Origin of the sequence: Xylophilus sp. GOD-11R (assembly GCF_033546935.1) — a bacterium.
Taxonomy (GTDB): Bacteria; Pseudomonadota; Gammaproteobacteria; order Burkholderiales; family Burkholderiaceae_C; genus Xylophilus.
Map to the genome: position 1 here is coordinate 3,034,392 of NZ_CP137854.1, position 25,646 is coordinate 3,060,037.

Consider the following 25,646-nt stretch of genomic DNA (forward strand, 5'->3'; position numbering starts at 1 on the left):
AGAGACCTAATGCCCGCCTCGTTGAAGAACGTCTACTCCCTCCAGGATTTCGAGGCCTTGGCCCGCCGGAAGCTTCCCCGCCAGCTGTTCAGCTACATCGTCAACGGCGCGGACGACGAGAGCACCTTGCAGAACAACCGTCGGGCCTTCGAGCGTTACGGATTCGTGCCGCGCATGCTTGAAGGCGTGGCGGGGCGCTCACAGAAGATTTCGCTCTTCGGGCAAGAGTACGACTCGCCCTTCGGCATCTCGCCGGTGGGGCTGGCGGCCATGTGGTGCTTCCGGGGCGATCTGGTGCTGGCCCAGACCGCGCACGCGCAGAACGTGCCGGCGGTGATGAGCGGGGCCTCGCTGATCCGTATGGAAGAGGTCGCGGCTGCCGCGCCGCGTACCTGGTTTCAGGCCTACATGCCGGGGGATCCGGCGCGGGTGGAGGCGCTGATCGAGCGGATTCGCGTGGCCGGGTTCAAGACGCTGGTGGTGACGGTGGATCTGCCGGTGCAGGTCAATCCCGAGCGGTATGTGCGCAACGGGTTTTCCACGCCCTTGCGGCCGTCGGCTCGACTGGCCTGGGATGGGGTGAGTCATCCGCGGTGGTTATGTGGGACTTTTTTGCGGACTCTCGCGCAGCACGGGATGCCGCATTTCGAGAACTGGCGGGCGGAGCGGGGGGCGCCTATTTTGTCCGCAACGGTGGAGCGGGATTTTCAGGCTCGAGATCATTTGTCCTGGGAGCATTTGCGGCGCATTCGATCTTTGTGGAGGGGGCCTTTGATCGTCAAAGGGATCTTGCGGTGGCAGGATGCTGTGATTGCTCGGGACTCTGGCGTAGACGGGATTATTGTTTCCAACCATGGGGGGAGGCAGATGGATTCTGCGGTTTCTCCGTTGATGGTTTTGCCGGAGATTGCTCGGGCTGTGCCTGATGTAGTGTTGATGATGGATAGTGGAGTCCGGCGGGGGACTGATGTTTTGAAGGCTCTTGCCTTGGGGGCTCGGTGTGTTTTTATTGGGCGTTCTTTTAATTACGCCGCTACCGTTGGGGGTAGTGCTGGGGTTGCGCACGCCGTGGGGATTTTGCGGGCTGAGATTCAGCGGAATATGGCTTTGTTGGGGATCAATCGTTTGGATGAACTGGATTCTTCGTTTGTTCGGGATTTGTCCAGGTTTTAGTTGTTTCTATTGAACTCAGGTGTTGGGCGGGAGCTTTGCTTCTTGCTTGGCGGGATTTTTATTTCTCATTTTCTTCTCTTGTCAGAGGGTGGAGCTGGGGGCTTGCGCGCCCCCAGACCCGCGGTAACTTTCTTTTGTTGGGACAAAAGAAAGTCACCAAAGAAAAACCCTTGAAGACGAGCTCGAGGCTCGGTCGGGCCATTGCTTCGCTCGGCCTGGGGAATGTGCCTTCGAACGCTCTAACGGCAACAGTTTGGACAAGGGTTGATCCAGAGCCATGGCCCCGCTGCGCGGGTCGAGGCTGAGAGGGTAAGAACAGTTGACCGCACTGAGCACAGTGAGGGGGCCGCGTACGTCCAATCGCCATGCGCGTTGCTCGCATGGGCCGAGACCGCACTGGCGGGTCGAACGGGAGATTTAACGGGACCGCTAGCCGGCCGCGAAGTGGGCGCACCGACCAAATCGTCAAGCCGGGCGAATGCAAAATAGACCATTACCGTTCAATACTCCGATTCCACCGAGAATTCCAAGCCGCCCGATTGGCATTAACCGAAGCCCAATCCACCGTAACAGCCGTCTTCAACCACTCCTTGATCTCAGCCACCTGAGCAATCCCAGCTCCCACCACGGGCGCCTTAGGATTGGTAGGCACGATATTCCCATGCTCCAGCATATTGGCCTGAGCCTGCGGAGTAAGCAAAAACTCGGCAAGCTTCTGAGCCAGCTCGGGCTCCGAGTTATTGGCAATAACACACTGCCCCACCATCAACAAAACAGCCCCCTCTTTCGGCTGCGCATACTCCACCGGAATCCCGCGTGCCTTGAGAGCAGCCACCCCGCTAGGGGTCAAGGGAAACAAGGCAGCCTCCCCCGTCTGAACCATCTCGGAAATCTTCGCCGAGCTCGGGATGTACTCCAGCACATTCGGCCCCACCGTCTTGGGCCAGGCCGCGAACCCCGGCTCCACGTTCTGGTCGTTCCCGCCTTGAATCCGGTTGAACATCAAAAAGCCATGCAGGCCAAACGAAGACGAGGTGATCGAAGGAAACACCAACTTGCCCTTGTATTTGGGGTCCGCCATGTCCATCCACGAGGTCGGCGCCGCCCAGCCCTTCTCCGCGAACATCTTCTTGTTGTAGGCCAGCCCCGTCATACCCAGGCTGATCGAAGTCGCCATGTCGTCCTTGAAGCGCGCGACCGGGTAGATCTCCTTCAAGGTAGCGCTAGGCCGCTGCTTCTCGCACAACCCCATGCCGATGGCCCGCACCATCACGCCGTCGTCCAGGAACATGACGTGCATCTGCGGCTTGTCCTTGTTGGCCTGGGCCTTGGCCAGGATGTCGGCCGAGGTGCCGGGCACCACCACCACTTTCACGTTGTTCTGCTTCTCGAAAGCCGGGAATACGAACTGGGTGTACGCCTTCTCCATCGTGCCGCCGTTCATGCCGATGTAGATCGTCTTGGTCTGGGCCTGCGCGCCCAGGCAGACCGCCAGGGAGGCGACGGCTGTCAGCAGGCGCCGGGCGATGGGAAAACGGTGGAAAGCAGTGCGGTTCATCGTCAGTCCTTTACGGAAGAAATGGCAGGAGATAAGTCGGAAATGGCAGTGGCCGAACCAGCCGAAAACCGACCGATGGAAAACGCGTCGATTGGCGTAGTGCTGGCGCCGGTGCAGGCCAGCTCGGCCAGCACCTCGCCGGCGGCCGGGCCGATCTGAAAACCCGCGCCGGCAAAACCGAATCCGTGCAGCAGCCCGGGCGTGGTGAGGCTGGCGCCCAGCACCGGCTGGCGGTCGGGCAGATAACCCTCGGTGCCGCTCCAGGTGCGGATGATCTGGGCATGGCGCAGCGCCGGCAGCAGCGCGATGGCCTGCGCGGTGAGCGCCACGATGGTGTCGTGGGTGGACCGGGCGCGGTCGGCGTCGAGCGCCACGCCCTGGCCGCCACCCAGCACCAGGTTGCCGCGTGCCACCTGCCGGCCGTAGACGCCGCCGCCCTCCACGCCCAGGCTCCAGTCCATGAAGTGCGGCAGGGGGCTGGTGACCGCCATCGCCGGGTGGCCGGAGCGCATGGGCACCGGCTCGCCGAACTGCGCGGCCAGGCCACCGGCCCAGGCGCCGGCGCAATTGATCAGCTGCGCCGCGCGCAGCTCCAGCCGCCCTGTCGACGAATGCAGGGTGAAACCGCCGCCGTCGTGCTCGACCGCGTCGACCGGCGTGCGTTCGAAGATCTCCGCCCCGGCCCGTTGCGCGGCGCGGGCAAAAGCGGGTGACACCAGGCGCGGATTGGCCTGGCCGTCTTCCGGGCAGAGCGATCCGCCGACCGCCTTGCCGCCCAGCCACGGGCAGAGCGCGCGCAGGCGTTCGCCGGAGATGAGTTCGATGCCCAGGTCGAAGTCACGCGAGAGATCGCGGTACCGCTCCAGCGAGGCCATGTCCGCCTCGCTGCGGGCGATCTTGAAATGGCCGGACCGGAGGTACTCGCCATCGACGCCGATCAGCTCCGGCAGCCGCGCCCAGATCGCGTGCGCCCGCAGCGACAGCGGCAGCTGCACCGGCGCCCGGCCCTGGCGGCGCACGCCGCCGTAGTTGACGCCGCTGGAGCGCGAGCCGCAGAGGTCGCGCTCCAGCAGCACCACGCGTCGCCCCAGGCGCCGCAGCGCAAGCGCGGCCGAGGCGCCGACGATGCCGCCGCCGATGATGGCCACGTCGGTGTCGATGCGGCGCGTCACGATGCGGTCTCCGGCGCCACCACCAGGCCCATCGGAATCGGCTTGATCGGCGCCTGACCGCGCAGCCGGCCGACCTGCGCCACCGGTACGCCGGCCGCATGGGCCAGCAGTTCGGCCGCCGCCGCGCCGCACATGCGGCCCTGGCAGCGGCCCATGCCGACGCGTGACAAGGCCTTGAGGCGGTTCATCTCGTCGGCGCCGGTGCAGCGCACGACCGCGCGCAGATCGCCGGCGGTGATGTTCTCGCAGCGGCAGACGACAAGCTCGTCCGGCGCCTGCGCCGCCCAGTCCTCGGGAAACGGAAACGCCCGCTCCAGCCCGCGCCGGAAGGAGCCGATGCGCGACAGGCGCTTTTCGAGCGACGTGGCACGGGCGGCATCGACCGCCACGCCGTCGTCCTGCAGCAGGGCCAGCGCCGCCCGCTCGCCAGCCCACTCGGCCGCGTCCGCGCCCATGATGCCGGCGCCGTCGCCCGCCAGGTAGACGCCCGGCACGCTGCTGCGGCCGGCCGCGTCGCGCTCGGGCAGATGGGCGCGCTGCATCGGCGCGAAGGCGAAGCGGCAGCCGAGCAGGTCGGCCAGTTGGGTTTCCGAACGCAGCGCATGACCGAAGCCGACCGCGTCGCAGGCCAGGGTGCGCTCGGCCGTGCCGTCGTGGAAGACCACGCCGTCGACACGCTCGTCGCCCATCACGCGCACCGGCCGCACGCCGCCATGCAGCGCCACGCCATGGGCACGCAGCCATGCGACATAGAACAGGCCTTTGGCCAGCGTGGCCGGCTGGCCGAGCATGCGCGGCAGCGCCGCGACCTGGTCGGACAAAGCGGCGGTGTCCAGCACCGCGACCACCTCGGCACCCGCCTTGGCGTACTGGTAGGCGACCAGGTAGAGCAACGGTCCGCTGCCCATGAAGACGACACGCCCACCGATCGCGCAACCCTGGAACTTGAGCGCGACCTGCGCGCCGCCCAGGCCGTAGACCCCGGGCAGCGTCCAGCCCGGTACCGGCAGGATCCGGTCGGTGGCGCCGGTGGCGACGATCACCCGGTCGTAGGCCACCGCGCGGGTGCTGCCGCTGGCCGCGTCCAGCACGTCGAGGCGGCCGGGCTGCGCGCTCCACACCAGGCTGTCGGGTCGGTAGTCGATGCGCTCGGCGATGCCGTCGATGGCCGCGTGTACCGCCCTCGCCCGTCCGGCCTCGGTACCGTAGAGCTTCTCGGCCGGGCGTTCGAAGTGGGCGGGCGGCCGGCGGTAGATCTGGCCACCGGCGCGTGCGGCCTCGTCGAGCAACACCGGCCGCAGGCCGTGCGCCACCAGGGTCTGCGCGGCGCGGATGCCGGCCGGCCCCGCGCCGACGATGACGGCGCATGTCATACCACGCCCTCTTGCGTTACCAGCGACATGCCCTCGGCCACGAAGGTGGAACAGGCGCGCAGCGCGGCGCCTTCGGCGGTGCGCACCCAGCAATCCTGGCAGGCGCCCATCAGGCAGAAACCCGCGCGCGGCTGGCCACTGAACTCGTTGCGGCGCAGGCTGGACTGGCAGGTGAGCACCGCCGTCAGTACCGTGTCGCCCTGCAGCGCGGTGGCCGGGCGGCCGTCGAGCAGAAAGCGCACCGGCGGGCGCGCCGTCTCGGCCAGGCGTCTGAATTGCGGGCCGTTCATTTGCCGCCGACCAGAATGCGGTCCAGGCCGTAGAGCCGGTCGAGCACCACCATCGCGCAGGCCGTCAACGCCACCATCAGCGCCGACACCGCCGCCATCAGCGGATCGATCGACTCCGTGGCGTACATGTACATGCGCACCGGCAGCGTCACCGTGCTGGGCGAGGTCACGAAGATCGACATGGTCACCTCGTCGAAGCTGTTGATGAAGGCCAGCATCCAGCCGCCGGTGACCCCGGGCAGGATCATCGGCAGCGTGATGCGCCGGAACACCGTGGCCGCCGATGCGCCCAGCGACTGCGCGGCCTGCTCGGCGCTGCGGTCAAAACCCACCAGCGCCGCCACCACCAGCCGCAGCGTGTAGGGCGTGACGATGAGCGCATGCGCCAGGATCAGAAAGCCGAAACTGCCGGTGCCGCCGACCAGCGCGAACAGCCGCAGCAACGCCACGCCCAGCACCAGATGGGGAATCAGCAGCGGCGACAGAAACAGGCCGTTGAGAAAGCCACGCCCCGGAAACGAATACCGGGTGATCGCCATGCCCGCCGGCACCGCCAGCACCGTGGCGATGGTGGCCGAGGCCAGCGCCAGCCAGAGGCTGTTCCAGAACGACTGCATGAAATCCGGATGCACGAACACCGCCCGGAACCAGCGCAGCGACAGCTCGGTGGTCGGCAGCGTCAGCGTGTTTTCCGGCGTGAAGGCCACCACGCACACTACCAGCAGCGGCGCCAGCATGAAGGCGATGACGAGGGCGTTGAAGGTCAGGGCGATCGGCCCGTTCTTGCTCATCTGGCTCATGGCGTCACCCCAGGGATTTCTTGTAGCGGCCTTCGACCAGCCGGTTGTAGCTGAGCATCACCAGCAGGTTGGCCACCAGCAGCGTCAGCGCGATGGCCGCGCCCAGCGGCCAGTTGAGCTCGTGCAGGTATTCGTCGTAGACCACCGTCGCGACCATCTTCAGCCGCCGCCCGCCCAGCAGTCCGGGAATGGCGAAGGAACTCGCCGACAGGCCAAACACGATCAGGCTGCCCGACAGAATGCCGGGCATCACCTGCGGCAGCACGATGCGCCGCAGCGTGGTGAAGGGCGTGGCGGCCAGCGACAGCGCGGCGTTCTCCACGCCCGCGTCGAGCTTCTGCAGCGAGGTCCACACCGGAATCACCATGAAGGGCAGCATCACGTGCACCAGCGCGATGACGATGGCCGTCTCGGTGTAGAGGATCTTCACCGGCCCCATGCCGAGCAGTTTCAGCACGCCGTTCACCAGCCCTTCCGGTCCCAGCAACATGCTCCAGCCGAAGGCCCGGACCACCACCGACACCAGCAGCGGCGCCAGCACCACCAGCAGCAGGATGGAGCGCCAGGGGTTGGACATGCGGCTCAGCACATAGGCCTCGGCCGTGCCGATGAACACACAGATCAGCGCCACCAGCGCCGAGATCCAGAAGGTGCGCCAGAAGATGCCGTAGAAGTAGTCGTCGGTGACGATGGCGCGGTAGTGCTCCAGCGTGAACTCGCCCGCCTTCGGCCCGGTCGCCGGGTCGTACACATTGAAGGACAGCACCGCCGTGAGCGCCAGCGGCACCAGCAGCAGGGTGATGAACAGCAGCAGCGCGGGCGCGGACATCCACCACGGCGTCGCCCGACCGCCGCGCGCGGGCGTTGCGCTCATGCCGACGCTCCGGCGGCAACGGGCTGCTGGTCGAGTGCCAGCACGCGGGTGCAGGTGTCCGGCCAGTCGATGCCCGAACGCTGGCCTTCTTCCAGCACGATGCGGCCGTCATTGGCGCACAGCACGGTGAGCTCGCCGATGTCGGTCGCCAGCCGGTAGAGCCACTGGCTGCCCAGGAAGAAACGCTCCACCACCTCGCCGACCAGCCGGCCGGCGCCCACCGGCACCAGCTGCAGCTTTTCGGGCCGGATCGTCATCAGCACCGACACGCCGGGACGAAAGCCCGGTTCGGCCAGCGGCACCGAAACCGAGCCGACACGCACCGCCTGCAGGTCGTCTTCACCCTCGATGCGGCCGTCGAGAATGTTGGCCTTGCCGACGAAGGTCGAGATGAAGCGGGTGCGCGGATGTTCGTAGACCTGGAACGGGTGGTCGATCTGCGTCGCCCGGCCCGCTTCCATCACCACCACCCGGTCGCTGACCGACATGGCTTCGGCCTGGTCGTGGGTCACCATCACTGTCGTGGTGCCGACCTTGCGCTGGATCTGCCGCAGCTCGAACTGCATCTCCTCGCGCAGCTTGGCGTCGAGGTTGGACAGGGGCTCGTCGAGCAGCAGCACCGGCGGCTCGATCACCAGCGCGCGCGCCAGCGCCACCCGCTGCCGCTGGCCGCCGGAGAGTTCACGTGGGTAGCGCCTGGCGTGGGCATCCAGATGCACCAGCGCGAGCGCGCGGCGCACGCGGTCGGCGCGCTCGGCCTTGGGGCATTTGCGCATTTCCAGGCCGAAGGCCACGTTGGCCTCCACCGTCATGTGCGGAAACAGCGCGTAGCTCTGGAACACGATGCCCAGGCCGCGTGTGTTGGCCTTGGCATGGGTGATGTCGCGGCCGTCGAGCTCGATGCGGCCGGCGCTCACCGGCTCGAAGCCCGCGATCATCTGCAAGGTGGTGGTCTTGCCGCAGCCCGAGGGGCCGAGCAGCGAGACGAACTCGCCCTTCTCCACCGAGAGATTCATGTCCGATACGGCGCGGGTGGTGCCGTAAAGCTTGCTGACGCCGCTGAGCTGGAGGAATGACATGGGCTGCTTTTCCGTGGGTCTTGCTGGACTGACTGGGTGACGAATCAGTCTCTTGCAAGGAGCGGACCAGAAACAGCGGGTTCTTCCGTACAACGGAATAAATCGTGTATTTATTCCGATGAATGAAATACATTAGACTTTGACGCAGCTTCATATTTCATAAATAGAAACCGTGACCGCAGCCACCCCATCGACCGCCGGCGTGCCGCGCATCTTCTCGGTGGTGCGCGCCCTCACCCGCGCCCAACAGGAGGGCGCCCGCGTCACCGAACTGGCACGCGAAGTGGGTCTGACCCAGGCCACCACCCACCGCCTGTTGCAGTCGCTCATGGCCGAGGGCGTGGTGGAACAGGACGAGCGCAGCAAGCGCTACCGCCTGGGCATCGAGTTCTTCGCCCTGGCGGCCCAGGCCGGCAACCCCGGGGACCTGCGCAGCCTGTGCCGGCCGGTGCTGCTGAGGCTAAGTGCGAGCCTCGGGGACGCGATCTTCTTGCTGGCGCGCAGCGGCTACGACGCCGTCTGCCTGGACCGCAGCGAAGGTCCGTTTCCGATTCGCTCCTTCACCGGCGACGTGGGCGGGCGGGTGGCGCTGGGTACCGGCCAAGGTGCGCTGGCCATCCTGGCCTTCCTGCCGGATGTCGAACGCGAGGAAGTCATCCGCTTCAACCTGCCGCGTCTGCGCGAGTTCGGCATCTACGACGAAGTGCAGCTGCGCACCGAGATCGACAAGGTACGCACCGCCGGTTTTGCGGGGCGGACCAGCGGATTACTGGAAGGCATGGCTGGCGTGGCGGTGCCGATCCTCGACCGCGAAGGCCGTGCCGTCGCCGCTCTCGCGGTAGGCACCATCCTCGACCGGCTCAATCCCGAGCGCCTGCCGACCGTGGTGGAGTTGTTGCAGCGCGAGGCCGCCGCTATCGGGCCACGCATCAACCCGTTCGATGCCACCCTGCGGCGGCCTGCGCAGGTGCTTGCCGGGCAATGAGACCGTGGCGCGGCCTCAGCGGTGCACAGCCGAGGCCCACACCGCCTCGCCAAGTGCATGCAGCCGCCGCTTGGGCCGGTAGAGCCGCACCTCGAACCGCACTTCCATCCGCCGGTCACCAGCCAGCGCCATGCGGCCGGCCTTGCAGTCGGCCTGCACCATCGACCACGGCAGCCAAGCCACGCCCAGGCCCTTGAGCACGTATTCCTGCAGCGCGTCGGCCGAATCGCATTCCACCCGACGCTGCACCGCTGGCGCATGACGGTTGTGCGCCAGGTGGTCTTCGAGCAGGCGGCCCATGGCCAGGGAGCGCCCATAGGCCAGCAGCGGGATCGGCTCGCCCGACGCCATGGCGAACACCGCCTTGCCCGCCGCGTCGGCGCGTGACACCGGCACCAGCTTGTCCGACGCCAGCGTGACGAACGCGAACTGCCGGCCGTCGAGCCGGACGGTCAGCGCCGGGTGGTGGTAGACGAGCGAGAAGTCGGTTTCGTTGCGTTCGAGCATCTGCACCGAGTCGGCCAGGCTCAGCGTCAGCACCCGCACCTGGGCGTCGCGCACCACCGGCTGCAGCCGCACCAGCCAATCGGCGAGCACGGTGCGCGCCAGCGTGCGGCCTGTGCCGATGGTGACGGTGCGGGCCTGCCGGCCGGCCTCGCCGAGCAGCTCCAGGCGCGAACTCTCCAGCCCCGACACCATCTGCCGCGCGCTCTCCAGCAGCAGCGCGCCGGCCGCGGTGAGCCGCGCCGGGCTGCGGCCGCGCTCCACCAGCGGCGTGCCGGCCCACTGTTCCAGCTGCTGGATGCGCCGGCCGAAAGCCGGATGGGTGACGTTGCGCAGCTCGGCCGCGCGGCTGAAATTGCCGGACTCGGCCAGCGCGATGAAGTCTTCCAGCCACTTGAGATGCATGTCGGTCCCGGGGTCGAGGGTTGTGCCGAATCGGCAGGGGATTGTGCCGACTCGGCACCAGTCGGGATTTGCCGCCATCCAAGAATCGCCGCATCGATCAACGAGGACCCCGATGAAACGCCTGCCCGACGCCCTCCGCCGCGCCACCCTGTGCACCGCCGTCATGGCCTGCTTCGGCACCATCGCCACCCCCGCGTTCGCCCAGGGCGGCGCCTGGCCGCAGCGGCCGATCACGCTGGTGGTGGGCTACCCGCCCGGCGGCAGCACCGACCTCGTCGGCCGCACCCTGGGCACCGATCTGGCGGCCAAGCTCGGCGTGCCGGTCGTCGTGGAGAACCTCGGCGGCGCCGGCGGTTCGCTGGCGGCGCAGAAGGTGGCGCTGGCCAATCCGGACGGCTACACCCTGCTGGTCGGTGCCAACAACGAGATCGCCATCAACGCGCTGGTGCGCAAGACGGTGAAGTACCAGACCAAGAACTTCACCCCGCTCGCGTTGCTGGCCTCGCAGCCGCTGGTGCTGACGACCGCGCCGACCAACCCGGTCAAGAACACCGCCGACTTCCTGAAGGCGGTCAAGTCCAAGCCCGCCTTCTATTCGTACGGCAGCTCCGGCGTGGGCACTTCGCTGCACATGACAGCCGAGATGGTGAAGCAGCAGGGCGGCCTGTTCATGACCCACATTCCCTATCGCGGCACCGGCCCGCTGACCACCGACCTGATCGGCGGCAGCCTGGACTACGGCGTGTATGTGCTGTCGAGCGCGCTACCGCTGATCAAGAGCGGCAAGCTGGTGGCCATCGGTACGTCGGAAACCAAACGCTCGCCGGTGACGCCCGACGTGCCCGCGCTGTCGGAAAACCCGGCACTCAAGGGCGTGGACATGAGCGTATGGTTCGCCCTGCTCGGCCCGGCCGGCCTGCCGGAGGCAGTGCAGAGCAAGCTCAAGGGCGCGATCGGCGAGATTCTGAAGGCATCGGAATTCCGCAAGAGCATGGAAGCCTCGGGCTCGGTCGTGCCGACCACTCAGCCGGACCTGTCGGCCTTCCTGGCCTCGGAAACCGACAAGTACCGCCGCATCGTCGAATTCGCCCACATCACCGACGAATGAGCGCGCTCCGCATGGAATTCACCCTGCCGAAGCCGGAACTCGGCGCCTGGGCCGCCGGCAATACCGGCACGCCGGGCGTCTGGCGTTTCGACTCGGGCCAGCCCGGCCGCCACGTGATGATCAGCGCCCTGGTGCACGGCAACGAACTCTGCGGTGCCTGGGCGCTGACCGGCTTGCTCGAAGCCGGAGTGCGACCCGCGCGCGGCAAGCTCACCCTGGCCTTCTGCAACCTCGACGCCTTCGCCCGCTTCGACGCCGCCGACCACGACGCCTCGCGCTTCGTGGAAGAAGACATGAACCGCCAGTGGTCCGTCGAACGCCTGGCTACCGGCCTCACCGCCGAACGCCGCCGCGCGCTGGTGCTGTCGCCTTTCGTGTCCGAGGCCGATTGGCTGCTCGATCTGCATTCCATGCACGAAGACGCGCCGCCGCTGTCGCTGTCGGGCACCGCGCCGGAGAACGAAGCCCTGGCCGTGGCGATGGGCACGCCGCCCACCATCGTGGCCGACGCCGGCCATGCCGACGGCGTGCGCATGCGCGATTTCGGCCGCTTCGGCGACCCGGCCGCCATCGCCGGCGGTGTGCGGTCGCTGCTGGTGGAGTGCGGCTTCCACGGCGACCCGGCCTCGCGCACCGTGGCGCAGGACCAATGTGCCCGTTTCCTGGTGCTGTCGGGCGCGATCGATGCGGACGAATGCCACGCTCGCCTGCCCGGCTGGCGCCAGCCGGACGCGTCGCGGCAATGGCTGCTGGCGGTGTCGGGCGGCGCGGTGGCGAGCGGCCGCGACGTCCGCTTCGTCGAGCCCTATCGCGGCCTGGAGTTGATCGAGAAGGCCGGCACCGTCATCGGCCACGATGCCGGCCGGCCCATCGTGACGCCGCACGACGATTGCGTGCTGGTCATGCCCTCGGTGCGGCAGGCGCGAGCCGGGGTGACGGTGGTGAGGTTCGCGCGCCGGCGGCCGGCGCGGGGCTGACGGGCGGAGGCATTCCGGCGCCATCTGCGGGGATGCCGGGAAGTTGGGATGCCCGACGCCCGGTGCGTCTTCGCGCCGATGAACTCAGGCGCGTGTGCCGATCGCCATCAGGCGCCGGGCCGCTGCCGCGAAGGCATCGATCGTCACCAGCCCAGGCGGCAGGTCGAAGTCCAGTCCCGCGAACGCCGCTCCGCCGAGGATGAGCGCTTGCGCTCCCTCCTCACGAGCCCGCGCCGCGAGCCGCGCTATCTGGTCGGCGAAGGCAGACGGATCGCGGCGCAGCGCGGCGCCGTTGGCGTCAAGCGCGTAAACGCCGGTCAGCCGGTCGGCAGCGCCGTAGCCGCTCACGCACTCCTGGAGCATCGGCACCCAGGCCCGTCCGGCGGTGAGGATGCCGAAGCGCTCGGCCCGCGCCGCCGCCTCCACGATCGCCGCTTCGGCCAGGCCGACCACCGGCGTGGATGTCAAGGCGCGCATCTGCAGCAGGCCCGGGTCACCGAAGCAGGCCAGCAGGATCGCGTCGGCCGCGTCGGGCACTTCGGCGAGCATCTCGATGGCGGTGCGCCCGCCGATGTCGAAAGTCTCGCGTGAATCGATGACCGGGCATCCCTGCCGGGCAGTCATGCCGTGCAGCACGGCCGACGCCGGCATCAGCGGCCGCAAGCGCGCGACCACCGCATCGGTCATCTCCACGCTCGTGTTGGGATTGAGAACGACGAAGCTCACGAGGTGCCGGCCATGGTCTCGGCCCAGATCGCCCGCAGCACCGTCGCGGCATCGCGATCCGGCTCACGCACCCTGGGCTTGAGCCGGGTTTCGATCAGCGAAAGATGCGCCCGCATCGCCTTGCCCGCGCCCGTACCGTCGCCTTTGAGCAGCGAGGTGAAGATGTCCTGGTGCTCATCGCAACCGCACTGGGCGGCGCCCGCGGACTCGTATACCGCCACCAGCATCGAGGTGCGGCTGACGAGTTCCTGCATTTGCTGCACCACGAAGACATTGCCGGTGGCCTCGGCCAGCAGCACGTGGAATTGGGCCGACAGCCGCACCGACTCGGCCCGGTCGTCGGCGCGCATCGCCTCGGCTTCGCGCTGCAGGTGGCGCCGCAGCCGATCGGCGTCGGCATCGCCGAGCATGGGCGCGAGGTGGCCGACGATGCCGACCTCCAGGATGCGCCGCGCCTCATAGATGTCACGGGCCTGCTCGAGCGACGGCATGGCCACGAACGCGCCCCGGTTGGGCACCAGCTCGATCAGCCGGTTGGTGCCCAGCCGCTGCAGGATCTTGCGCACTCGCTCACGGCTGATGCCGAACACCTCGGCCAGCGCCGGCTCGCGCAGCGGCGTGCCCGGCGCGAGCCGGCCGGCCAGCAACGCGCGCGAGATGGTGGTGTAGACGGCCTCTTCTGCGTCTCTCATGCGGTCATGTCTTTCTGCGCGTTCGCGAGCCAGTGGCGGGCGATTGTCTCGCGGGTAGTGACCCAACCGCCGCCCTTGCCCGCGATGTGCCGCAGGATGCGTCGCAGCGCGCCGATGCGGCCGGGCCGGCCGATCATGCGCAGGTGCAGACCGACCGACAGCATGCGGGGCAGGTCGGCGCCCTCCTCCCACAGCCAGTCGTAGGCGGCGCAGACGTAGTCGGCGAACTCGTCTCCCGTGCCGAAGCGCTGGGTGTTCTGGAACTGCATGTCGTTGGTGTCGAAGGCATAGGGCAGCACCAGGTGCTGGCGGCCCGACACGTCGACGGTATAGGGCACGTCGTCGTTGTAGGCGTCGCTGTCGTAGAGAAAACCGTGCTCCACCAGCAAACGCCGGGTGTGCGCGGTGGCGTTCGACCGGGTATGCCAGCCCACCGGCGGCCTTCCCACTGCCTGCGCGATGGCGTCGCGGGTGCGCGCGATGGCCTGGGCTTCCTGCTCGGGCGTGAGGTTGGTGCCTTTTTCCCAGCGCCAGCCGTGGGCCGACACTTCGTGCCCCTGCGATGCCGCATGGCGCGCCAGCCAGGGCGAGCGCTCCACCGCCCGGCCGCAGGCGCTGAGCGTGTAGTGGCCGCCGTGCTCGGCGAAAAGCTTCGCGATGCGCCAGTAGGCGACGCGGGTGCCGTATTCGAAATGGCTGTCGATGCAGCGGTCGGCCTGCGGCTGCGGATCGATCACCTCGTAAATGCCTTCGTTGCGGCTGTCGCCGTCGGTCATGGAGAACTCGGCGCCTTCCTCGAAGTTGACGACGAAGGACACCGCCACGCGGGCGTCGTCCGGCCAGCGCACCGCGGGCGGCTGCTCGCCGTAGCCGATGAAGTCGCGCGACGGGGCTGTGGGTTGGGACATATTCATGGTCAGAACTGCGCCAGCCGCCGCATGCCCACCAGCCGCTCGGCGATGAACAGCACGACGACGGCCAGCAGGATGAGGCAGGCGGAGATGGCGGCGATGGTCGGGTCGGGCGACTCTTCGAGGTAATGCAGGATCTCGATCGGCAGCGTCTTGCTGCGCGCGTCGGTCAGGAAGATGGAGATGGGATAGTTGTCCATCGACGCCAGGAACGCGAACAGTCCGGAGGTGAGAAAGGCCGGCGCCAGGGCCGGCACCATCACCTGCAGCAGCGCCTGGCGGCGCGACAGCCCGAGCGTCTGCGCCGCCTCGATCAGCCGCATGTCGAACAAGGCCAGGCTGGCGTGCACCGTCCGGGTGACGTAGGGCAGCGTGATGACGATGTGCCCCACCAGCAGCGCCCAGAACACATCGGTGATGCCCAACGCCCGCAGCGCCTGCAACAGCGCCACGCCGATGACCAGGCCCGGCATGAGCAGCGGCGACACCAGAAAAGCCAGCAGCGCCTCGCGCCCGGCGAAGCGACCCTGCTCGATGGCGATGGCGCACAGGGTGCCCAGCACCAGCGCGGCGATGGTCGCCGCCGACGCCACCATCACCGACAAAGTGAGCGTGGCGCCCAGGCCGTCCTTGCGCAACATGGCCTCGTACCAGCGCCACGACCAATTGCCCGACGGCAGGTTGAACACCGAGGAGCTGCTGAACGACACCAGCACCACCACCACCAGCGGCGCCAGCATGAAGACCGCCGTGGCCGCCAGCAGCAGGCTCCCGGCGATGCGCGAGGGTGAAAAGGCATTTTTCATGTCGCGTCTCCCGCGTTCTGCGTGCGGGCCTGCAGCCGCCGCGTCAACCAGGTGCTGCCGACCACGATCAGCACCGCGATCGCCAGCAGCACCACCGCCAACGTGGAGCCGGCCTGCCGGTCGCGCATGAACAGATAGGCGCGCGCCATCAGCGCGGGCAGGGTCTGGTAGCGGTCGCCGATCAGCAGGGCCGGAATCACGTACATCGACACCGCCATCGAGAACACGAAGGCGCAGCCGGTGACCACCCCCGGCAGCGACAGCGGCCAGGTCACCCGCGCCAGCGTGTGCAGCGGATGCGCGCCCAGCGTGGCGGCGGCCTCGGCCAGGCGCGAGTCGATCTGCCGCGCCACCGTGAAGATCGGCAACACCATGAACGGCAGAAACACATGCACCGCCGCCACGATGAGGCCGCGTTCGTTGAAGAGCAGTTTCACCGGTTCGTCGACCAGGCCGGCGCCCAGCAGCAGCTGGTTCACCAGGCCGTTGCTTCGCAGCAGGATGGTCCAGGCGAAGCTCTTCACGATCACGCCGACCGACAGCGGCAGGATCAGCGTGAGAAACATCAGTCCCTGCACCGGCAGCGAGGCACGCGCCATGGCGAATGCCACCGGGTAGCCGATGACCAGGCAGATCAGGGTGACGACGGCGGCGATCTTCAGCGTGTTCCAGACGACCTGCGCGTTGTAGACATCCGAGAAAAACGCCGCGTAGCCCTGCACGCCGAAGCGGCCGTCGGCGTCCTGGAAACTGGTGGCGAGCAGCACCGCCAGGGGCAGCGCGAAGGCCAGCGCCAGGTAGCCGGCGCCGGGCAACGCCAGCCAGGCGACGCGTGGGGTGGAAAGGGTCGACGACATGGCGGCTCCTGTCAGGCGAGGGCCTGCGATCGTTCGGCGGCGAACACCAGCGTGTCGCGAGCCGCCCAGCGCAGGGCGAGCCGCTGGCCGACTTGCGGCGCGGCGCCGGCGTGGGTTGGCATTTCGGCCAGCAGCGGCGCCGTGCTGCCGGGCAGCTCGAAATACACCAGCCGGTTGGCGCCCCGGTAGACCGTCTGGGTTACTGGCAACCACACGGTATTGGTGCCGTCGGCGTCGCTGTTGTGCTGCGGGCTCAGCGAGATCAGCTCGGGCCGCACGCCCAGCAGCACCGGCGTGCCGACCGGCAGGCTGGCGTCGGCCGGCGCGCGGATCTCGCCGCAGGCGGTGGCTACCGTCAGGCTGCCATCGGCCGCCGACACCACCGTGCCCGGCCACTGCGCCGACAGCCCGACGAAGTTGAGCGCGAACGGCGTGCGCGGCCGCGCATAGATGGCCTCGGGCGCGTCGAGCTGCTCGATGCGGCCCCGGTTCATCACCGCGATGCGGTCGGACATGACCAGGGCTTCGTCCTGGTCGTGGGTGACGAAGATGGCGGTCATGCCGGCGTCGCGCAGCATCTGGCGCAATTCGATCTGCATGGTTTCGCGCAGCTTGCGGTCGAGCGCGGACAGCGGTTCGTCGAGCAGCACCAGGCGCGGCCGGGTGGCGATGGCGCGGGCCACCGCCACGCGCTGCTGCTGGCCGCCCGACAGTGCCGAGATCGGCCGGTCGGCCAGCGCCGCGAGCTGCACCGACGCCAGCGCCGCCCGGACGCCGGCCGCGATCTCGCCACGCGGCGTGCCCCGCGCCTTCAGGCCGAAGGCGATGTTCTCGCCCACGGTCAGGTGCGGAAACAGCGCGTAGCTCTGGAACACCACGCCGATGTTGCGGCGGTGCGCGGGCAGGCCGGTCATGTCGGCGCCGTCCACGATCACCTGGCCTTCGTCGCAGTCCGACAGGCCCGCGACGATGCGCAGCAAGGTGGTCTTGCCGCAGCCCGAGGGGCCGAGCAGCGAGACGAATTCGCCGGCGGCGATGGAGAGGTCGAGCCCGTCGACCACCGGCTGGGTGCCGTAGCGCTTGACGATGCCTCGCAGTTGCAATGAGCTCATGTCGGTTCAGTCCGGTTGGGGGTAGTCGTCGTAGAAAGCCCGCACATGGGGCATGGTGGCGGCGGCCAGCCAGCGGCGTTCGGCCTCGGCCGGGGTGAGAGGGCGCGACAGGGTTTCGGCAAGCTCGTCCAGCACCGCATCGCGGTCGACGTGGCGGAACCGGCCGCCGGCGTAGACCGGGTCGCCGCCGATGTAGACGGTGTCGACATGCTCCTTCTTCGCCCGCAGCAGCAGGGCGTCGACCGGCGCGATGGCATCGTCCTGAAACGGCCGGGTGGCGGCCTGCAGGTCGATGGCGACGGCGTCGAAGAACATGCCCGGCGCCAGGCGGCCGATCTGCCGTTTGAACGGCGTGGTCGCGGCGCCGCCCTCGGTCGCCATGCGCAAGACTTCGCCGACGGTGGGCGCGCGGGCGGCATCGAAGCCGGGCCGGCCGTGCAACCGCAACGCGAGCCGCATCTCCTGCAGCATGTCGCGGTCGTCGTTGATGCCGGCCTCGTCGAGCCCCAGCCCCAGCGTGATGCCGGCGCGCGCCAGCGCCTGCACCGGCGCGGTGCCGCTGCGCAGGCGCAGGTTGGAGCTGCAGTTGTGGCAGACGCAGGTGCCGCTGTGGGCCAGGCGATCGATGTCGGCGTCGTCGAGCCAGACCGCGTGGCCCAGCGTGAGGTCCGGCCCGAGCAGGCCGAGGCGCTCCAGATGCGCCACCGCGCCGGTGCCGGTGCGGCGGCGCGCGTATTCGCGCTGGAACGGTGTCTCCAGCAGATGCATGTGCATCGGCACGCCGTCGGCGCGCGCCCGCTCGGCCACCGCCTGCAGCCCGTCGTCGCTCATCCAGTGCAGGTTGGCCGGCGCCAGTTGCACCCGCAGCAGGTCCTGGCCGCGGGTGTCTTTCATCAGGCGGCCATGCAGCGCGAGTTGTTCGGCCAGCGTGGTCGTCGAGCGGGCCAGGTGGCGGCGCAGCGCGGTGCCCGCGTCGGCCGGCAGGCTGGCGCAAAAAGCGGCGTCGTCGCCGTAGACGAAACGGTTCTGCTCGCGCAGCGAATAGGCAAAACTCGCCCGCATGCCGACGGCGCGATAAGCATCGAGCACCCGCCGCGAGCCGGCGTGCATCTGCTCCAGCCCGCCCGAGAAACGCGGGTACAGGTGCTGCACACAGGTGATGCCCGAGGCAATCATGTCGAAGGCACCGTAGAGCGTATCGAGGTACGGATCCACGTCGCGGGCCGACAGCCGGCTGGCGAACCACAGCTCCAGCGGCAGGTCGGGCGAACCCAGCGCCAGCGGCGTCAGCCCGACATGGTGATGGGCGTTGACGAAGCCCGGCAGCAGCATGTGGCGCGCGTGGTGCACGGCCGTCACCTGGGGATGGCGCCGCGCCAGGTCGGCCCGGTCGGCGATCTCCAGCACCCGGCCGTCGGCATGCAGCACGCCGGCGTCGGCCAGCACCCGCGGCTGGCCGTCGGCCGAAACACCGGTCACCAGCCACCGGGCACTGACGATCTGCGAGGTCATCGAAGCTTTCGGCTCAGATGGCCATCTCTCGGTCCCAGCGCTCGACCCAGCTCTTGCGGTTCTCGGCGATATAGGCCCAGTCGGGCATGAGGATGGTGCCCCTGGGCACGTCGGCCGGCGGCGTCACGCTGGCGTTGGTCGGCAGGGCCAGCGAGATGTCGGCGATCTGCTTCTGCCAGGCGCCCAGCATGCATTCGATGAAGGCATTGGCCAGCGCCGGCTCCGGGCCGTTCTTCACCTTGGCGATGCCGTTGGGCATGGACATGCCGCCTTCTTTCGGCAGCACGAAATCGATCGGCGCACCCTTGGATTTACGGTCGAAGGCGTTGTAGCCGATCATCCCGGCGATGGCCGTGGCCTCGCCCTGCTCCAGCAGGTTCAACGCCTGCGGCAGCTGGGTATAGACGGTGAGCAGGTTGGGCTTGAGCGCCTTGAGCTTGCGAAAAGCGGCATCGGGCTGATACTGGGCTTCCTGCAGGGGCTTGCCGGTCTCCAGCATGGCCGCCACCAGGAACATCGACAGGCCCTCGGTGTTCTGCAACGACGGGATCACCAGCTTGCCCTTGTAGCCCGGCTCCCAGAGCGCCGCATACGACGGCACCTGCTTGAGCCTGGCCGTATTGAAAGCAACACCGGTCATCGACTGCATGTAGTTGGCCCACATGCCGTCCATGTGCACCGTGCCGGCTTTCAGTTTCGACAGGCTGGGAATGTCGGCGGCGCTCAGCTTGTCGAGCACGCCTTCCTTGACGGCCGGGATCATCACCGGGTCGTCCATCAGCACGACCGACATGTAGGGCTTGCTCTTGTTGCTGACCATCTTTTCCAGGTTGACCAGCGAACGGGTTCCATCGAACAGCACCTTGCAGCCGGTCTGCTTTTCGAAGACCGGAATCAGCGGATCGAGAAAGGCCTTGTGGCTGCCGGCACCACCGACGACGATTTCCTTGCCCTTGCCCTGGGCGTGCGCCCAGGCGGGAACGAGCAGGCTGCCGGCCGCAGCGGCGGCGAGGGCGAAACCACGGCGATTCAAGCCATTGGCGGTCGAGTGCATGGAGACATCCTTTTTCCGGGCATCGCGCCCTCCTTATGGGACGGCGCAGTGCGTTGGAAGACTCCACTGCGCCAGAATCGTGCACGATTTACTGTTTATCGTGCACATACCAGAGAGCCAAGCAGTTTCCGGGCCAGAAAAAATGCCATGCGTTCCGGGCAGGCCGGACGGCATGGCATGGCATGGAGGCTGTGGCGTTGACCGCCACCGATGCGGATCAGGCCATGGCCACCAGCATCAACGAGGTGGCGCCGACCGCGGCGGCGCCGAGAACGCGCACCGCGTGCCGAGGCGCGTAGGTGAGCATCAGCGCCGTCGCCACGCCGCCCGCCGTCAGCACGCCGCACCACAGCACCGTGCCCTGCGCGGGGCCGCGCAACGACCAGCATCCGAGCAGTGACAGCAGCAGTCCCAGGCTACCGGCCACCTGCAGCCACGGCCGCCAGCGCCCGGGCTCGCGGCCACGACCGAAGCTGTCTTCGTAATGCCGATCCATCGCCAGACCGAGCGCGCAAAAGCCGCCGAGCGCCGCCGCCAGGGTGCCGATCGAGCCGAGCAAGGAATTCATCGGGCGGCCTCCAGCTCGGCCGATCCGGTCGAGCGCGCGGGCGCCGGCCGGGTTTTGGCCGCCGCCTTGCGGCGGCCGACATGCCAGGCCGCAAAGCCCAGCGCCAGCCCCAGGCCCAGGCAGACCAGATCGAATCCCGCCACTTCCCACAGGCCCGAGCCGATCGCCACCACCAGGTTGGCGCCGCCGGTCAACGCATTGAGCGCCGGCATGGCGGCAAACAGCACCGCACCGATCCATAACTGAATCAGCCACATGCGCCGAGAAGGCCACGCGAGGCCCGCCACCGCCGCCACCGCCCAGGCGGCGAAGAAACAGGTGATTTCCTGCTGCGGCCGTTCCGCGATGCTCACCGGCAGCAGCCGGTTGGCCCAGAAATAGGTGGCGAAGGCGATCGGCAGGCCGGCGATGGCCGCCACGTTCAGCCCGTCGACCAAGCGCAGGCCGAAGCCCACGCGTCCGCCGTGCTTGAGCGCCTTGGCGTATTTCTGCCGCTCCTTCACGCCCCACAACAGCAGGCCGGTGGCCACCATCACGCAGCCGCCCAGGCCCGAGACGAAGAACAGCGCGCGCATCAACCCGTTGGAGAAATGCGCCACGTGCAGGCCGAAGAGCACACCACGCGTCTGCACCGCGGGGCCGGGCGTGTCGCCGTTGGTCGCGACCAGTGCGCCGGTCACGCCGTTAAATACCATCGAGGGCTGGTCGGAAGACAGATCCTGGCCGTCCTGGCGCGACACGGTGATCACCGCCTTCGCGTCGTTGGGATTGGTGACCACCACGCGCCCGATGCGGGCGCCCTCGCCCCAGTGCGCGCGCGCCTGCTCCATGAGGGGCGGCAGTGCGGCCAGCGCGGCCGGCTTGCCCGCGGGCTTTTCGTTGCGTGCCGAAGAAGCCGGAAACATCTCGGCGTTGAAAGCCTTCACGTCGCCCTGGTAGGCAGCCTGCGTGCCCCAGGGCATGTACATGAACATCAGGGTAACGATGCCGGTGTAGGTGATCATCAGGTGATAGGGCAGCGCCAGCACAGCGGTCGCGTTGTGCGCGTCGAGCCAGCTGCGCTGCCCCTTCTTCGGCCGGAAGGTGAAGAAGTCCTTGAAGATCCGCTTGTGCGTGACGATGCCGCTCAGGATCGCCACCAGCATGAACATGGCGCAGAAGCCCACGATCCAGCGTGCCCAGATCGCCGGCATGTAGTGCAGGTCGTAATGCAGGCGGTAGAGGAACTCGCCGCCGCGGGTTTCGCGAGCGGCGCCGAAGGTCTCGCCGGTCGCCGGATCGATGTTCTCGCTCTTGAAGCGCGCCCGGCGCGGCGCTTCGGTACCCGGCGGCAGCGGCTGCGGCCTGGGGTTCCAGAACATGCGGATCGAGGGCTCCCGTTCGCTGGGCAGGCTGATGAACCAGCGCTGGGCGTCCGCCGCGTTCTTCTGCAGGAAGTCCACCGCCCGCTGCGCGGCGACGTCCTCGGGCACCGGCCGGCTCGCGGCGCGGTGCAGCTCGGGCTTCATCCAGAAAGTGATCTCGTCCTTGAAATACGCGGACGTTCCCCCGCAGAACACCAAAAACAGCACCCAGCCGACCAGCAGGCCCGACCAGGTGTGCAGCCAGGCCATCGACTGGCGAAAACCTTCCTTCATGGCGTGGCTCCCAGGTACTGGTTGGCCGCGACGATGGCGCCCAGCACCGCCGACGGCAACGCCAGCCCGAGCAGCGCCCGCGCCGCACTGCGCGCCGCGAAGACCCACATCACCGCACAGGGGTAGACCACGAAGGCCAGCATGGTGGCCGCCACTGCCGCTTCGAGCCGCACCGCCGGCAAGGCGATGGCGATCACCGCCGCAGCGAGGGCCGACAGCCCATAGCCGCCGAGGATCGCGGCCAGGGCGCGCACCGCGACACCGCCGCGGTAGCGCAGACCTTCGCTGCCGACGGGCAGCCAGCGGTGACGGGTGGAGGGCGAAGCGTCCGCCAGGCGGGCGGCGGACGAGGGATGGGCGGGTGCCTGGGTCATGGAGATGCGCAATGGGCGGAAGGTACGTGACGCGGACTCACGGCCGGCGCCCGTCAACGAGAATGATTCCCATTGTATCCACGACAGGTGCGCTGGAGAGGCTCGCGAACACTGCGCGCTGTGTAAATCCTCTGCGATCCGTGCATGGTTCGCCGGATGCCTTGGCCCCGGCGGTGAGGCGAACTCACTGAAATTTCCATAAGCTCGACTTATGACAACCATGCCGCGAACCCGCTGACAAGCGTCGCGCGGCCTCCCTACACTTCCTTCCCATTCATACCGGAGACAAAAAGATGAGTTCATCCGCCGCCCAACATCCCGGCACCGCGCTGCGCCAGGCCCTCGATGCCCGCCGGGGCCTGCTGGTGCCCGGCGCCGGCAATGCGCTGGCCGCCCGCGTCATCGAAAGCCTGGGTTTCGAAGCGGTCTATCTCAGTGGCGCCGGCCTCACCAACAACTTCTACGGCATGCCCGACCTCGGCTTCGTCGGCCTGGAAGACATCGCCCGCCACACCGCCGCCATTCGCGACGCCATCGCCCTGCCGCTGATCGTCGACGCCGACACCGGCTTCGGCAACGCGCTCAACGTGCGCCACACGGTGCGCACCCTGGAGCGGGCCGGAGCCAACGCGATCCAGCTCGAAGACCAGGTCATGCCTAAAAAATGCGGCCACTTCGCCGGCAAGGCCGTCGTCGGCAAGCAGGAGATGCTCGGCAAGATCAAGGCCGCCGTCGACGCGCGCCAGCATCCCGACTTCCTGATCATCGCCCGCACCGACGCGCGCGCCATCCACGGCCTGGACGACGCGCTCGACCGTGCCCGCGCCTTCGCCGAAGCCGGCGCCGACGTCACCTTCGTCGAGGCTCCGACCGGCATCGACGAACTGCGCCGCATCGCCGCCGAGCTGCCGGTGCCGCAAATCGTCAACATCGTCATCGGCGGCAAGACCCCCGCCCTGCCGGCCGCCGAATTCGCCGCCATGGGTTTCGGCCTGGTGCTCTACGCCAACGCCGCGCTGCAGGGCGCCGTACGCGGCATGACCAATGCGCTGTCGCAATTGCAGCGCGACGGCGAACTGCCGGAAGACCCGGCCCTGGTCGCCACCTTCGCCGAACGGCAGTCGCTGGTGCAGAAGCCGCTGTTCGATGCGCTCGACGAGAAATATGCCGGGAGCTGAGACCGCCTTCCACCCGACGGTGAAAGCCGTCGACTGCCATGCCCATGTGTTCGAACGCGGCCTGCCGCTGGCGGCCCGGCGCCGCCATGCGCCGGCGTTCGACGCGCTGCTGGACGACTACCTGGCGCTGCTCGACACCCACGGCATCTCCCACGGCGTGCTGGTGCAGCCGAGTTTCCTGGGCACCGACAACCACTACTGGCTCGACGCGGTAGCGCGGCATCCGGGGCGGCTGCGCGGCGTCGCCGTGGTCGATGCCACCATGCCTTTGCCCGCACTGACCGCACTCAAAGGCGCCGGCACCACCGGCCTGCGGCTCAACCTCGTCGGCATCGAGATTCCGGACTTCGGCTCGCCCGAGTGGAGCGCCCTGCTGGGGCACATCCGCGACCTCGACTGGCACCTCGAAATCCACCGCGAAGCGCGCGACCTGCCGGCCATGCTCGAAGCCTTGCGCCCGGCCGGCTGCCGCCTGGTGATCGATCATTTTGGCCGCCCCGACCCGGCGCTCGGCACCGCCGACCCCGGTTTCCAGGCCCTGATGACGGCGGCCGACAGCGGCCGGGTCTGGGTGAAGCTTTCGGCGGCCTATCGCAACGCACGCAGCCCCTTGGCCGAGCCATCGGCACGCGACGCGACACTGGCGGCGCAGGATGCCGCCGACGCCCGTACCGCCGCGGCCGCGCTGCTTGGCGCGTTCGGCCCTGAGCGGCTGCTCTGGGGCAGCGACTGGCCGCACACGCAGCATGGCGATTTCACCGACTTCGCCCGTGCCCGCGCCATGCTGGACGACTGGGTGTCCGATGCTGATCAGCGCCGCCGCATCCTGGTCGACACACCCGCCGAGCTTTTCGGCCTGGGGTGAATCCGGCGGGCCCGGAAGACATAGAGACAGACGAAAAAGGAGAAGACAGATGAAGAGAAGGCCAATCGCCATTTCGGCGCTCGCGGCCCTGGCCGCGCTGGCGACCGGCGCCGCCCCGGCCCAGCCGGTCGCGCCGATGGCGTTCCCGACCAAGCCGGTGCGCCTGGTGGTCACCTACCCGCCCGGCGGCACGGTCGACGCCGTGGCTCGCATCCTCGGCCCCAAGCTGTCGGCGCGCTGGGGCCAACCGGTGCTGGTCGACAACCGCGCCGGTGGCGGCGGGCTGATCGGCGGCGACCTGGTGGTGAAGGCGCCGGCCGACGGCTACACCCTGCTGTTCGACGCGTCCAACCATTCGCAGAACCCGGCCCTGAAGAAGTCCATGCCCTTCGACACCCTGCGCGACCTGCAGGCGGTGTCGTTGCTGGTGCGGGTGCCCAACGTGGTGGTGGTCAATCCGCAGTTCGATGCGAAGTCGCTGAAGGACCTGATCGCGCTGGCCAGAGCCCGGCCGGGCCAGGTCAATTACGCGTCTTCGGGCAACGGCTCGGCCCAGCACCTGGCCGGCGAGCTGTTCACTTCCATGACCAAGACCAGCATGACGCACGTCGCCTACCGCGGCGGCGGCCCGGCCATGGTCGATGTGATGGCCGGCCAGGTACCGGTGTTCTTCGCCAGCCTGGCCTCGTCGCTGCCTTACATCCGCTCCGGCAAGCTGACCCCGCTGGCGGTGACCGGCCAGAGACGATCGCCGGTGCTGGCCGAGGTGCCGACCGTGGCCGAAGCCGGCGTGCCGGGCTATGAGATGTACGAATGGAACGGCGTCTTCGCGCCTGCCGGCACGCCGCCGGCCGTCGTCGAGCGCATCTCCCGCGACATGGCCGCCGTGCTGGCCGACCGCGAGGTCAATGCCCGGCTGATCGCGCTCGGCGCCGAAGTCATCGGCTCCACACCGGCCGAGCTCGACCGCTTCCGCCGCGCCGAGATCACCCGATGGAGCCAATTGGCGCGGCAGGCCCGCATCGAGCTCGACTGACAATCCCCACGCACTTCCAT

The 25,646-nt window shown here is 68.4% G+C and carries 26 protein-coding genes; 7 read left to right on the top strand and 19 right to left on the bottom strand.

Going from position 1 to position 25,646, the window contains the following annotated elements; genetic code table 11:
• Window positions 1–9 precede the first annotated feature (9 nt).
• Entirely contained in the window at window positions 10–1,173 is a 1,164-nt protein-coding gene (locus R9X41_RS14160; protein WP_318631089.1) for an alpha-hydroxy acid oxidase, read from the top strand.
• Window positions 1,174–1,666: 493 nt separating this feature from the next.
• Here the strand turns inward: R9X41_RS14160 and R9X41_RS14165 are convergent, their stop codons facing one another.
• From R9X41_RS14165 to R9X41_RS14195, 7 genes are read right to left on the bottom strand one after another with little or no spacing between them, the layout of a single operon-like run.
• Window positions 1,667–2,731, bottom strand: coding sequence for an ABC transporter substrate-binding protein (locus R9X41_RS14165; RefSeq protein WP_318631090.1), 1,065 nt, complete (start codon window positions 2,729–2,731; stop codon window positions 1,667–1,669).
• 2 nt (window positions 2,732–2,733) lie between these two features.
• A complete protein-coding gene (locus R9X41_RS14170; RefSeq protein ID WP_412556709.1) occupies window positions 2,734–3,906 on the bottom strand; it encodes an NAD(P)/FAD-dependent oxidoreductase in 1,173 nt (390 codons plus the stop codon).
• Complete coding sequence (locus R9X41_RS14175; protein WP_318631092.1) at window positions 3,900–5,276, bottom strand: FAD/NAD(P)-dependent oxidoreductase; 1,377 nt, start codon at window positions 5,274–5,276, stop codon at window positions 3,900–3,902. Before R9X41_RS14175 ends, R9X41_RS14170 begins: the two co-directional genes overlap by 7 nt.
• Window positions 5,273–5,566: a (2Fe-2S)-binding protein gene (locus R9X41_RS14180; RefSeq protein ID WP_318631093.1), complete on the bottom strand. Its 294-nt coding sequence runs from the start codon at window positions 5,564–5,566 to the stop codon at window positions 5,273–5,275. Before R9X41_RS14180 ends, R9X41_RS14175 begins: the two co-directional genes overlap by 4 nt.
• Entirely contained in the window at window positions 5,563–6,357 is a 795-nt protein-coding gene (locus tag R9X41_RS14185; protein WP_318635239.1) for an ABC transporter permease, read from the bottom strand. Before R9X41_RS14185 ends, R9X41_RS14180 begins: the two co-directional genes overlap by 4 nt.
• 13 nt (window positions 6,358–6,370) lie before the next feature.
• A complete protein-coding gene (locus R9X41_RS14190; RefSeq protein WP_318631094.1) occupies window positions 6,371–7,240 on the bottom strand; it encodes an ABC transporter permease in 870 nt (289 codons plus the stop codon).
• A complete protein-coding gene (locus tag R9X41_RS14195) occupies window positions 7,237–8,319 on the bottom strand; it encodes an ABC transporter ATP-binding protein (RefSeq protein ID WP_318631095.1) in 1,083 nt (360 codons plus the stop codon). Before R9X41_RS14195 ends, R9X41_RS14190 begins: the two co-directional genes overlap by 4 nt.
• Window positions 8,320–8,491: 172 nt before the next feature.
• Between R9X41_RS14195 and R9X41_RS14200 the strand changes: the two genes are divergently transcribed.
• Window positions 8,492–9,304 carry an IclR family transcriptional regulator gene (locus R9X41_RS14200; RefSeq protein ID WP_412556608.1) on the top strand — a complete coding sequence of 271 codons (813 nt, stop codon included), beginning with the start codon at window positions 8,492–8,494 and terminating at the stop codon, window positions 9,302–9,304.
• Window positions 9,305–9,319: 15 nt separating this feature from the next.
• Here R9X41_RS14200 and R9X41_RS14205 read toward each other — a convergent pair whose 3' ends face one another.
• Window positions 9,320–10,213, bottom strand: coding sequence for a LysR substrate-binding domain-containing protein (locus tag R9X41_RS14205; protein WP_318631096.1), 894 nt, complete (start codon window positions 10,211–10,213; stop codon window positions 9,320–9,322).
• 112 nt (window positions 10,214–10,325) lie between these two features.
• Here R9X41_RS14205 and R9X41_RS14210 point away from each other — a divergent pair, with 112 nt between their 5' ends.
• Together R9X41_RS14210 and R9X41_RS14215 are read left to right on the top strand one after the other, a co-directional pair.
• Window positions 10,326–11,321, top strand: coding sequence for a Bug family tripartite tricarboxylate transporter substrate binding protein (locus tag R9X41_RS14210; protein WP_412556609.1), 996 nt, complete (start codon window positions 10,326–10,328; stop codon window positions 11,319–11,321).
• Window positions 11,318–12,298 (top strand): M14 family metallopeptidase, encoded by a 981-nt coding sequence (locus tag R9X41_RS14215; RefSeq protein WP_318631097.1) that lies wholly within the window; start codon window positions 11,318–11,320, stop codon window positions 12,296–12,298. Before R9X41_RS14210 ends, R9X41_RS14215 begins: the two co-directional genes overlap by 4 nt.
• 84 nt (window positions 12,299–12,382) lie before the next feature.
• On the opposite strand, the gene R9X41_RS14220 is transcribed toward R9X41_RS14215, so the two are convergent.
• From R9X41_RS14220 to R9X41_RS14270, 11 genes are all read right to left on the bottom strand, one after another.
• Complete coding sequence (locus tag R9X41_RS14220; protein ID WP_318631098.1) at window positions 12,383–13,024, bottom strand: aspartate/glutamate racemase family protein; 642 nt, start codon at window positions 13,022–13,024, stop codon at window positions 12,383–12,385.
• Window positions 13,021–13,716 carry a GntR family transcriptional regulator gene (locus R9X41_RS14225; protein WP_318631099.1) on the bottom strand — a complete coding sequence of 232 codons (696 nt, stop codon included), beginning with the start codon at window positions 13,714–13,716 and terminating at the stop codon, window positions 13,021–13,023. Before R9X41_RS14225 ends, R9X41_RS14220 begins: the two co-directional genes overlap by 4 nt.
• On the bottom strand, window positions 13,713–14,624 hold the full coding sequence (locus R9X41_RS14230; RefSeq protein ID WP_318631100.1) for a polysaccharide deacetylase family protein: 912 nt from the start codon (window positions 14,622–14,624) through the stop codon (window positions 13,713–13,715). The genes R9X41_RS14225 and R9X41_RS14230 overlap by 4 nt, the downstream gene beginning before the upstream one ends.
• Before the next feature lie 8 nt (window positions 14,625–14,632).
• Window positions 14,633–15,433 (bottom strand): ABC transporter permease, encoded by an 801-nt coding sequence (locus R9X41_RS14235; RefSeq protein ID WP_318631101.1) that lies wholly within the window; start codon window positions 15,431–15,433, stop codon window positions 14,633–14,635.
• A complete protein-coding gene (locus tag R9X41_RS14240) occupies window positions 15,430–16,290 on the bottom strand; it encodes an ABC transporter permease (RefSeq protein ID WP_318631102.1) in 861 nt (286 codons plus the stop codon). The genes R9X41_RS14235 and R9X41_RS14240 overlap by 4 nt, the downstream gene beginning before the upstream one ends.
• 11 nt (window positions 16,291–16,301) lie before the next feature.
• Window positions 16,302–17,402 carry an ABC transporter ATP-binding protein gene (locus R9X41_RS14245; RefSeq protein ID WP_318631103.1) on the bottom strand — a complete coding sequence of 367 codons (1,101 nt, stop codon included), beginning with the start codon at window positions 17,400–17,402 and terminating at the stop codon, window positions 16,302–16,304.
• A 6-nt stretch (window positions 17,403–17,408) separates the two neighbouring features.
• Window positions 17,409–18,914, bottom strand: coding sequence for an amidohydrolase family protein (locus R9X41_RS14250; protein WP_318631104.1), 1,506 nt, complete (start codon window positions 18,912–18,914; stop codon window positions 17,409–17,411).
• A 13-nt stretch (window positions 18,915–18,927) separates the two neighbouring features.
• On the bottom strand, window positions 18,928–19,968 hold the full coding sequence (locus R9X41_RS14255) for an extracellular solute-binding protein (RefSeq protein ID WP_318631105.1): 1,041 nt from the start codon (window positions 19,966–19,968) through the stop codon (window positions 18,928–18,930).
• 217 nt (window positions 19,969–20,185) lie between these two features.
• The gene (locus R9X41_RS14260; RefSeq protein ID WP_318631106.1) at window positions 20,186–20,536 is read right to left on the bottom strand and encodes a DUF3325 domain-containing protein; all 351 of its coding nucleotides are present in this window, start codon (window positions 20,534–20,536) and stop codon (window positions 20,186–20,188) included.
• Window positions 20,533–22,173, bottom strand: a complete 1,641-nt coding sequence (locus R9X41_RS14265) for a PepSY-associated TM helix domain-containing protein (protein WP_318631107.1) — start codon at window positions 22,171–22,173, stop codon at window positions 20,533–20,535. Before R9X41_RS14265 ends, R9X41_RS14260 begins: the two co-directional genes overlap by 4 nt.
• On the bottom strand, window positions 22,170–22,547 hold the full coding sequence (locus R9X41_RS14270) for a hypothetical protein (RefSeq protein ID WP_412556610.1): 378 nt from the start codon (window positions 22,545–22,547) through the stop codon (window positions 22,170–22,172). Before R9X41_RS14270 ends, R9X41_RS14265 begins: the two co-directional genes overlap by 4 nt.
• A 293-nt stretch (window positions 22,548–22,840) precedes the next feature.
• On the opposite strand from R9X41_RS14270, the gene R9X41_RS14275 reads away from it, so the two are divergent.
• From R9X41_RS14275 to R9X41_RS14285, 3 genes are read left to right on the top strand one after another with little or no spacing between them, the layout of a single operon-like run.
• Window positions 22,841–23,725 (top strand): isocitrate lyase/PEP mutase family protein, encoded by an 885-nt coding sequence (locus R9X41_RS14275; RefSeq protein ID WP_318631108.1) that lies wholly within the window; start codon window positions 22,841–22,843, stop codon window positions 23,723–23,725.
• The gene (locus tag R9X41_RS14280) at window positions 23,712–24,590 is read left to right on the top strand and encodes an amidohydrolase family protein (protein WP_318631109.1); all 879 of its coding nucleotides are present in this window, start codon (window positions 23,712–23,714) and stop codon (window positions 24,588–24,590) included. Before R9X41_RS14275 ends, R9X41_RS14280 begins: the two co-directional genes overlap by 14 nt.
• A 49-nt stretch (window positions 24,591–24,639) precedes the next feature.
• A complete protein-coding gene (locus R9X41_RS14285; RefSeq protein ID WP_318631110.1) occupies window positions 24,640–25,626 on the top strand; it encodes a tripartite tricarboxylate transporter substrate binding protein in 987 nt (328 codons plus the stop codon).
• Window positions 25,627–25,646: the final 20 nt, after the last annotated feature.

What these genes read in the sequence shown, in the direction of transcription:
- R9X41_RS14270 (WP_412556610.1), bottom strand. Translation starts at nt 22,547, where the DNA reads ATGACCCAGGCACCCGCCCATCCCTCGTCCGCCGCCCGCCTGGCGGAC.
- R9X41_RS14275 (WP_318631108.1), top strand. Translation starts at nt 22,841, where the DNA reads ATGAGTTCATCCGCCGCCCAACATCCCGGCACCGCGCTGCGCCAGGCC.
- R9X41_RS14175 (WP_318631092.1), bottom strand. Translation starts at nt 5,276, where the DNA reads ATGACATGCGCCGTCATCGTCGGCGCGGGGCCGGCCGGCATCCGCGCC.
- R9X41_RS14165 (WP_318631090.1), bottom strand. Translation starts at nt 2,731, where the DNA reads ATGAACCGCACTGCTTTCCACCGTTTTCCCATCGCCCGGCGCCTGCTG.
- R9X41_RS14205 (WP_318631096.1), bottom strand. Translation starts at nt 10,213, where the DNA reads ATGCATCTCAAGTGGCTGGAAGACTTCATCGCGCTGGCCGAGTCCGGC.
- R9X41_RS14195 (WP_318631095.1), bottom strand. Translation starts at nt 8,319, where the DNA reads ATGTCATTCCTCCAGCTCAGCGGCGTCAGCAAGCTTTACGGCACCACC.
- R9X41_RS14210 (WP_412556609.1), top strand. Translation starts at nt 10,326, where the DNA reads ATGAAACGCCTGCCCGACGCCCTCCGCCGCGCCACCCTGTGCACCGCC.
- R9X41_RS14160 (WP_318631089.1), top strand. Translation starts at nt 10, where the DNA reads ATGCCCGCCTCGTTGAAGAACGTCTACTCCCTCCAGGATTTCGAGGCC.
- R9X41_RS14265 (WP_318631107.1), bottom strand. Translation starts at nt 22,173, where the DNA reads ATGAAGGAAGGTTTTCGCCAGTCGATGGCCTGGCTGCACACCTGGTCG.
- R9X41_RS14190 (WP_318631094.1), bottom strand. Translation starts at nt 7,240, where the DNA reads ATGAGCGCAACGCCCGCGCGCGGCGGTCGGGCGACGCCGTGGTGGATG.
- R9X41_RS14255 (WP_318631105.1), bottom strand. Translation starts at nt 19,968, where the DNA reads ATGCACTCGACCGCCAATGGCTTGAATCGCCGTGGTTTCGCCCTCGCC.
- R9X41_RS14240 (WP_318631102.1), bottom strand. Translation starts at nt 16,290, where the DNA reads ATGTCGTCGACCCTTTCCACCCCACGCGTCGCCTGGCTGGCGTTGCCC.
- R9X41_RS14235 (WP_318631101.1), bottom strand. Translation starts at nt 15,433, where the DNA reads ATGAAAAATGCCTTTTCACCCTCGCGCATCGCCGGGAGCCTGCTGCTG.
- R9X41_RS14260 (WP_318631106.1), bottom strand. Translation starts at nt 20,536, where the DNA reads ATGAATTCCTTGCTCGGCTCGATCGGCACCCTGGCGGCGGCGCTCGGC.
- R9X41_RS14185 (WP_318635239.1), bottom strand. Translation starts at nt 6,357, where the DNA reads ATGAGCAAGAACGGGCCGATCGCCCTGACCTTCAACGCCCTCGTCATC.
- R9X41_RS14225 (WP_318631099.1), bottom strand. Translation starts at nt 13,716, where the DNA reads ATGAGAGACGCAGAAGAGGCCGTCTACACCACCATCTCGCGCGCGTTG.
- R9X41_RS14250 (WP_318631104.1), bottom strand. Translation starts at nt 18,914, where the DNA reads ATGACCTCGCAGATCGTCAGTGCCCGGTGGCTGGTGACCGGTGTTTCG.
- R9X41_RS14180 (WP_318631093.1), bottom strand. Translation starts at nt 5,566, where the DNA reads ATGAACGGCCCGCAATTCAGACGCCTGGCCGAGACGGCGCGCCCGCCG.
- R9X41_RS14245 (WP_318631103.1), bottom strand. Translation starts at nt 17,402, where the DNA reads ATGAGCTCATTGCAACTGCGAGGCATCGTCAAGCGCTACGGCACCCAG.
- R9X41_RS14215 (WP_318631097.1), top strand. Translation starts at nt 11,318, where the DNA reads ATGAGCGCGCTCCGCATGGAATTCACCCTGCCGAAGCCGGAACTCGGC.
- R9X41_RS14285 (WP_318631110.1), top strand. Translation starts at nt 24,640, where the DNA reads ATGAAGAGAAGGCCAATCGCCATTTCGGCGCTCGCGGCCCTGGCCGCG.
- R9X41_RS14280 (WP_318631109.1), top strand. Translation starts at nt 23,712, where the DNA reads ATGCCGGGAGCTGAGACCGCCTTCCACCCGACGGTGAAAGCCGTCGAC.
- R9X41_RS14230 (WP_318631100.1), bottom strand. Translation starts at nt 14,624, where the DNA reads ATGTCCCAACCCACAGCCCCGTCGCGCGACTTCATCGGCTACGGCGAG.